Below are 7623 nucleotides of genomic sequence, written 5' to 3'. Positions count from 1 at the left end.
GCCGCAGAAACGGAATTCAGGGTATTGATAGTGGCCATAATCTGCTCCTGTTAATACCATATATCGGTTGCAAGGTTTGGCATAACGCCCCCTGTTCGCCAGAGAACAGGGGTTGCCCCACTCCGTCATACTCGTGCTCAGGAGCAAGGCAACCACCGCAAGGGTTACTTCATTGTGAACTCAACGCTCCACGCATAGGTGGAGAGGTTCTGTGACGTAATGGTGGCGTTACATACCGCGCCATCGCTGGCTTCGGCATTTTTGGTCCACTTCGGAACCTTGGCGATGGTGCCGGTGAACAACCCACCGGGGATGACGGTGTTGACAAAGGTGGTGCTGAAAACGCAGGTTTTTCTGCCGATGGTGTAGCGCACCACTGCCGCATTAACATCCGGGCTAAGTGTATTCTGTACTCGATAGCTATTGGAATCTTGAGCTTTTACTTGAACCAAAGGTTTCGGACTGGCAATCGCATCCGTGCTGATCTCATTGTTGGTGAGCGGTTTATAGGTCGCGATTTCATTACTTAAATTCTTAAACGTAATATTGACGACTGGCCCAGCATAGGCGGCTTGCGCCGTAAACATCATTGCTGCGGCAATCACCGTTCCCAGAATTTTTGTTTTGCTTAACATATTAATAGTTTCCATGTGTTGACATTGTCTTTGTCGCAGAGCGGCGTTAACGCGGCGCTCTGCCCGGTCTACAGCACAGGCTGTAAATCCTTTCCCGGCCACTTTGCAACCGACGTCCTCCATGAAACAGACCCCGTATTACGCAAAGTCCCTTTAAATCAGCAACAGTAAATCACTGACAATGTTAACGACCAGAACACCGGAAACTTTAGTGTTTTTTATGTATTAGCGGTTTCATTAATCACCACGGTGAGCACGGCAGCACCTTCACCCGCGCTGATACCGCACCACCCGGCTGCGATTCAGTAACAGCGTCAGGTAGCCGTCTTGTATCAACAACGAGACACGTTTTTCCCACGGGCCATCCTGCACCGTGGCAAGCGCGCGGCCATTACCGAGCGGTTGCAACAAGCCGGTGATCGCTGCCGGACCAGGACCCATCACGATGCGATTGCCGTCAATCACCAGTTCGCTGCGGGTATCCGGCCAGTGCCAGCGGCCTTGCAGTTGTGCCACGCTGTTATCGGCTTCCACCGGCAGAAAGCGGCACGGCGCGTGGCCGATTTCTCCGGCTATCGCTATACCATGCTGGCGCAGCGTCATCGGCAGATGGCTGGACAGCGACACCGCCACGCCCGGTTCCTCGCCATGATACAGGGTTTCGGTCGCCCCCAGCCAACAGGCACCCGGCCCTTTCACCTCCAGCCAGTGCCCGCCCTGCTCCGCCACGTACAGCCCCGGCGTCAGGCTGTGGCCGCGCGTGGGCAACGGCTGGCCCAGCAGCGCCGACATCACCCGCAGCACGCTGTCGTAGGTGGCGACATCTTCGCGGTTAGCGACCAGCGCTACCCCCGCCTGTGATACCGGGTCGAGCAGGAAATAACTCTTGTAACCGGCGTGAGAGCCGCCGTGCCCTACCAGTTGTGCCGAGCCGATGCGGCTGTGCGCCACGCCCAACCCGTAACCGGTGACGCGACCATCGCTCAGGCAACGCGGCTGGGACAATCGCGCCAGCACCCCTTCGCCCGGACCCTGATTCATCAGCAGCGCTTGCAGCCAGACGGTCAGATCGTGCACGCTGCCGGTGACACAACCGGAGGTGGACAGATGCAGCCCGGCGCAGGATAACTGCCAGCCCTGCGGCGCTCGCCAGTAGCCCGGCACCAGTCCGGGCACGATATCAAACCAGGTTTCCGGCGCACTGAGGGCAATCCCCAACGGCTGGTTGATGTGCCGGCGCAGCAGGTCGGCAAAATAAATTCCCCTGGCTTTCAGCGCCTCTTCCACCAGCCGGTAGCCGGTGTTGGTGTAGGAGATCTCGCGGCCTGCCGGGTAGTTCAGCGCACCGTTCTCCGCCAGAAACGCCAGCAGGCTGTCAGCCGAGGTGGCGTTGTACACCGATAACCCCAGCAGCGACAGGCTTTCGCGCACATCCGGCAGGCCGGAGGTCATGTCCAGCGCCTGCCCGACCGTCACCTGACCGTTTTCACCAGTCAGTTGCGGCAGATGTTGGTCGAGACGGTCAGTCAGCGCCAGCGCCTGACTGGCCGCCCCCGTCACCAGTGAGGCAAACAGGTGCTTGGTGACCGAGGCGAAACGTACCACGCTCTGGGTGGTAAACGGGGTGTTCTGCGCCAGATCCGCCAGCCCACCGCAGCTGGCGGCACGAATCTGCTCGCCGTCAAACAGCGTTATCGCGCCGCCCGGCTCGCCGGGTTGATGCCAGGATTGCGTAATCGCTCGCGCTTCATCAATGGCACGCTGCCAGTGTAACGTCATGCCGGTTCCTCCAGCGTCATGCTTAAATCGTACAGTTCTGCGGTGTGGGGATGATGCAGGTTGCGCGCCCGCAAGTCTTCCACGCTGAGCTGTTCCACCATCTCACCCTGCTGCATCACACCGACGCGCTGGCACAAATGGGCCACCACCGCCAGATTGTGGCTGACCATGATATAAGTCAGCCTGCGCGCCAGACGCAGGTCTGTCAGCAGGTTGAGGATTTCCGCCTGCACCGACACATCCAGCGCCGAGGTCGGTTCATCCAGCAGCAGTACTTCCGGTTCGGCGATCAGCGCACGGGCAATCGCCACCCGCTGGCGCTGGCCGCCGGAGAGCTGGTGGGGAAAGCGGAAACGTGCCGCAGCGGGCAAGCCCACTTCGTCCAGCGCCTGAGTAATACGTCGTTCGGCGTGATCGAAGCGGTGCACCAGCAGCGGCTCATGCAAAATACGGTCAATGGTCTGGCGCGGATGCAGCGATCCGTACGGGTCCTGAAACACCATCTGTACCTGACGGAAAAAGCGGCGATCCCGCCGCGCTGACTGTGCCATGCCGCCAAATTCGATGCGGCCCTGCCACTGGGTATTCAACCCGGCCAGCGCCCGCAAAATAGTGGACTTGCCGGAACCGCTTTCGCCCACCATGCCGAAGCTGTCGCCGTTCTCCAGCGCGAAAGACACCCCTTTCACCACCTTAAGGCTACCGAAAGCGATGCACAGGTTTTCTACGTTAATCATTAGCGCCACCTATCATTTGTGCCACCCATTATGCGTTCCGCCAGGCGGGATCGCGCTGCAACACCGGCAACCTGGCTCGCGGATGTTTCAACGACGGCAGGCACGCCAGCAACCCCTGTGTATACGGATGCTGTGCCTGTAACAGTTCGCTAGCTCTGAGTACTTCGACGATCCGCCCGGCGTACATTACCGCGACCCGATCACAAAAGTGCGACACCAGCGGCAGATCGTGACTGATCAGAATAAGCCCCATACCGCGTTGCGACACCAGATAGTCGATCAAACACAGGATCTCCGCCTGCACGGTGGCGTCCAACGCCGAGGTGGGTTCATCGGCAATCAGCAGTTCCGGGTCCGGCGCCAGCATCATGGCGATCATCACCCGTTGCCCCATACCGCCCGATACCTCATGCGGATAAGATTTCGCTACCCGCTGCGGGTCACGAATACGCACCTGATTGAGCAGGTCGATGGCGGCGTCCATCGCCGCACGGCGGCTGCCGCCTTTGTGCTCGCGCCAGGCTTCCGCCACCTGCTGGCCGATGGTCATCACCGGGTTCAGCGAATACTTCGGGTCTTGCAGGATAAAACCGACCCGCTTGCCACGGATCTGGCGCAGCGTTTTCTCGCTGGCACCGCGCAGATCGATGCCGTCAAAACTCAGCTTGTCGGCCTGCATATGGGCGTTTCCCGGCAGCAGTTGCATCAGGCTACGGGCCGTCAGCGATTTGCCGGAACCGCTTTCGCCGACGATGGCAAACTTCTCTTTGCCGACGCTGAAGCTGACGCCGCGCACCGCCTCAACCGTTTCCGTCCGGTTGGCGAATGCAATACGAAGGTTCTCTATTTCCACCAGCATTTAGCGCTCCTTCGGGTCCAGCACATCACGCAGGCCATCACCGAGAAAGTTGAAGGCCAGCGAAGTAAGGAATATGGCGATGCAGGGCACCAGCGGCACCCACCAGGCGTTAAACAGGAAACGACGCGCGGTGGCGATCATCGTGCCCCACTCCGGTGACGGCGGCTGTGCCCCCATACCGAGAAAACCCAGGCTGGCGGCGGTGATGATGATCGAACTCATGTCCAGCGTCACCCGCACAATCAGGCTCGGCACGCACAGCGGCATGATGTGGCGCAAAATGATGCGCAGCGGCGCAGCACCCGTCAGGCGGCAGGCAGCGATAAAATCGGTATGACGCAATTGCAGCGTTTCCGCTCGCGCCAGCCGTGCATACGGCGGCCAGGCGGTGAGCGCAATCGCCAGAATGGCACTTTCCACCCCCGGTTTCAGCGCCGCCACAAACGCCAGCGCCAGCACCAGCCGCGGAAACGCCAGAAAGATATCGGTCAGTCGCATCAGGATTTTATCCAGCCACCCACCGGCATAACCGGCGATACAGCCCACCAGCAGGCCAATGGGCGCGGTCAGCGCCACCACTGCGATCACCATGCCCAGCGTGGTGCGCCCACCGTAGACAATACGGCTGAACACATCACGCCCCAGTTCATCGGTGCCCAGCCAGTGCGCCGCAGACGGCGTGGCCAGCCGGTTAGACAGATTCTGAAAACCGGGGTCGTACGGCGTCAGCCAGGGCGCCGCCAGCGACAACAGCATGACGGTGGCGATAATAATCAACCCGAACATCGCCAGCGGATTGGTGCGAAACCCCAGCCACAGGCGGTAACGCTGCCCCCACACTGCCTGACGGCGTGTGGCGGGCGTTTCGTCGAGCAACCAGGCTCGTGAGACAAAAAAACTCATGTTACGCGGGGATCCAAAAGTCGATAGAGAATGTCAGCCAGCAGGTTCAGCAGTACATAGACCGCCCCCACCAGCAAGGTGGCGCCGATCACCGGGTTCATATCTGCGTTGAGCAATGCGGTGGTGAGGTACTGGCCCAACCCCGGCCAGGAGAAGACGTTTTCTGTCACCACCGCGCCTTCCAGCAGCCCGGCGTAGGTCAACGCCAGTACGGTAACCAGCTGTACCGCCACCGTAGGGAACGCGTGCCGCCAGACCACCCGGCGAGACGATAACCCTTTAGCACGGGCGGTGATCACGAACTCGCCGCTAAGCGCATTCAGCATGAAAGTACGGGTCATGCGGGTAATGTAGGCCATGCTGAAATACGCCAGAATCAGCACCGGCTACACCATGTGCGCCAGCGCATCACGCAGCGCGTCATAGTCGCCTGCCAGCAGTGAATCCACCGTCAGCAGCCCGGTGACGTGCGGCACTATGTCCTGAAAAATGATGTCCTGCCGCCCCGGCCCCGGCGCGATACCCAGCACCGCATAGAAAATCAGCAGGCTGAGTAACGCCAGCACAAACACCGGCAACGAATGACCCGCCAGACAGATGACGCGAATCACCTGATCGACCCAGCGCCCCTGCCGCACCGCCGCCCACACCCCAAGCGGAATGCCGACCAGCGCCGCGACAATGATCGCCGCCGTCGCCAGCTCCAGCGTGGCAGGGAAATAGCGAGCAATATCGGTGGTCACCGGGTTAGCGGTCAGGACCGATCGACCTAAATCGCCGTGTAGCAGTTGGTTCAGGTAGTGACCGTATTGTACCCACAGGGGCTGATCCAGCCCCATTTCCTGACGCACCCGCTCCACCACCGCCTGCGGGGCATTGTCCCCAACGGCGGCCAGCACCGGGTCGGTCGGCATAATCCGGCCAATAAAGAAGGTCAGTACCGATAACCCCAACAGAGTCAACAGCAGGCTGCCGAGCGTACTGCAAAAACGAGTCAGTATCTGCATCAGGCTTTCTTCACCTGCTGGTAGGGCACCTTGCTCAAGACCGTCATGGTGACGCCGCTGAGGTTCTTGCGGCAGGCCAGCGTTTTTTCATCCTGCATCATCAGTGTGAACGGACTCTGCTCGCGGTGGTTGCGTTGCAGGGTTTCGTACAGCGCGATGCGTTTGGCCGGGTCCTGCTCATGCAGCGCCTGTTCGGTCAACTGGTTGAATTTTTCATCCGACCAGTTGCAACGCCACGCCAGCGTACGGTTACGGGCACCCTCACTGTTGTCGGTGTTGATGCAAAACGCTTCGGCGTTGGAGTTCGGGTCAAAATAATCGGCACCCCACGCCGTCAGCGCCAGTTGCTGCTGGCGGGCGCGCATTTTGGTCAGCACCTGACGGTTTTCCGCTGCGATCAGCTTCACCCGAATGCCGATAGCACCCAACTGGGTCTGGATCGCCTGTGCGATATCCGGGTACGGCTGGGCAGAGTAGTGATCCAGCGTGATGTCGAAACCATCCGGATAACCGGCATCCTTAAGCAACGCTTTAGCTTTGGCGACATCCAGATGGAACGGGGTATCGTCCAGCGCCGCCGGGAAGCCGCCCGGCAGGAAGCTCTGATGGACTTTGTGCGTCAGCGGCAGAATGTTTTTCTGGATGCTGTCGTAGTCCAGCGCCCATTTGATGGCCTGCCACACCTGCGGCTTTTTCAGGAATTCGTTGGCGGTATTGCAGGACAACAGCATCACGCTGGCGATGCTCTGGCGCACCAGATGGTAATTGCTGTCGTTCACCAGCGGGCGAATCTGTTCGGTGGTCAGGTTACGAGCGATATCCACGTCCCCTTTTTGCAGCATCAGCAACTGGGCGGACGGGTCAACAATGTGTTTAATCAGCACACGTTTGAAGGCATTGTTCGCCGGGAAGTGATCGTTTTTCTGCAAAATGATGCTTTCGCTGGCCTTCCAGCTCACCAGTGAGAACGGGCCGGAACCGGCGCTGTTCTGCTTCAGCCATTGGTTACCCAAATCGTCGTTTTGCTGATTAGCCAGCGCGGTCTTTTTCTGCACAATGCTGCCCACCGGGGCCGACAGGCAATACAGCAGGAAGGTTTCCGCCGCCGGTTTGTCGAGGTTTATCACCAGCGTGCTGTCATCTGGTGCGGTAATGTGCTGCTCGACATTGTCTTTGGTAAAGCCGAACTGGTTGATGATGAACGCCGGGCTTTTATCCAGCTTCACCGCGCGTTGCAACGAAAAGGCGGCATCGGCAGCGGTCACCGGCGAGCCGTCGGCAAATTTGGCTTTCGAATTAAGATGGAAAGTGAAGGTCTTGCTGTCGTTGCCAACCTCCCAACTGACGGCCAGATCGCCAATCACCTCTTGCGGGTTGGCCGGATTCGGCATCACCAGACGCTGGTACAGATTACCGATAATCTCAGTACCCACCGCCTCGAACCCTTCCTGCGGGTCAAGACTGGTCATGTTATCAAGCTGCATCGCCATCACCAGCATGGACGGCGGCGTATCGGCAAACGCGGTGTTCAAATTAAGCCAGGACAGCAAAGGCACGCTGGCACAACCGGCAAGAAAACGTCTTCTGGTGACCATTAACCCCCCAAGTGTTTGATTTTAAAATATAATAAAAGATGTTTTTTCTTTCTGCGGCTTGACAGACATCGCGGGCGCTGGCTTAAATGATGACGCGGTGAACAAAAT

Annotated in this window: 6 protein-coding genes and 1 pseudogene; all 7 read right to left on the bottom strand. The window is 59.1% G+C overall.

Annotated elements, in window-relative coordinates:
• Positions 1-164: 164 nt before the first annotated feature.
• The 7 genes and pseudogenes from Dpoa2040_RS10125 to Dpoa2040_RS10095 all read right to left on the bottom strand — a co-directional run bounded on the left by Dpoa2040_RS10125 (position 165) and on the right by Dpoa2040_RS10095 (position 7515).
• Entirely contained in the window at positions 165-635 is a 471-nt protein-coding gene (locus Dpoa2040_RS10125; RefSeq protein WP_168641162.1) for a hypothetical protein, read from the bottom strand.
• A gap of 267 nt (positions 636-902) precedes the next feature.
• Positions 903-2414, bottom strand: a complete 1512-nt coding sequence (locus Dpoa2040_RS10120) for a serine hydrolase (protein WP_168641161.1) — start codon at positions 2412-2414, stop codon at positions 903-905.
• Positions 2411-3151 carry an ABC transporter ATP-binding protein gene (locus tag Dpoa2040_RS10115; protein ID WP_042873507.1) on the bottom strand — a complete coding sequence of 247 codons (741 nt, stop codon included), beginning with the start codon at positions 3149-3151 and terminating at the stop codon, positions 2411-2413. Before Dpoa2040_RS10115 ends, Dpoa2040_RS10120 begins: the two co-directional genes overlap by 4 nt.
• A gap of 28 nt (positions 3152-3179) precedes the next feature.
• Complete coding sequence (locus tag Dpoa2040_RS10110; protein WP_168641160.1) at positions 3180-4010, bottom strand: ABC transporter ATP-binding protein; 831 nt, start codon at positions 4008-4010, stop codon at positions 3180-3182.
• Positions 4011-4913: a nickel transporter permease gene (gene nikC / locus Dpoa2040_RS10105; RefSeq protein ID WP_168641159.1), complete on the bottom strand. Its 903-nt coding sequence runs from the start codon at positions 4911-4913 to the stop codon at positions 4011-4013.
• Positions 4910-5920: pseudogene (locus tag Dpoa2040_RS10100) on the bottom strand (ABC transporter permease). The gene nikC and the pseudogene Dpoa2040_RS10100 overlap by 4 nt, the downstream one beginning before the upstream one ends.
• Positions 5920-7515, bottom strand: a complete 1596-nt coding sequence (locus Dpoa2040_RS10095; RefSeq protein ID WP_168641158.1) for an ABC transporter substrate-binding protein — start codon at positions 7513-7515, stop codon at positions 5920-5922. The pseudogene Dpoa2040_RS10100 and the gene Dpoa2040_RS10095 overlap by 1 nt, the downstream one beginning before the upstream one ends.
• Between the last annotated feature and the right edge of the window lie 108 nt (positions 7516-7623).

The organism is Dickeya sp. CFBP 2040 (assembly GCF_012273755.1).
Taxonomy (GTDB): domain Bacteria; phylum Pseudomonadota; class Gammaproteobacteria; order Enterobacterales; family Enterobacteriaceae; genus Dickeya; species Dickeya poaceiphila.
The sequence above is the reverse complement of the archived record's forward strand: the minus strand, read 5'-3'. Positions and strand labels throughout refer to the sequence as shown.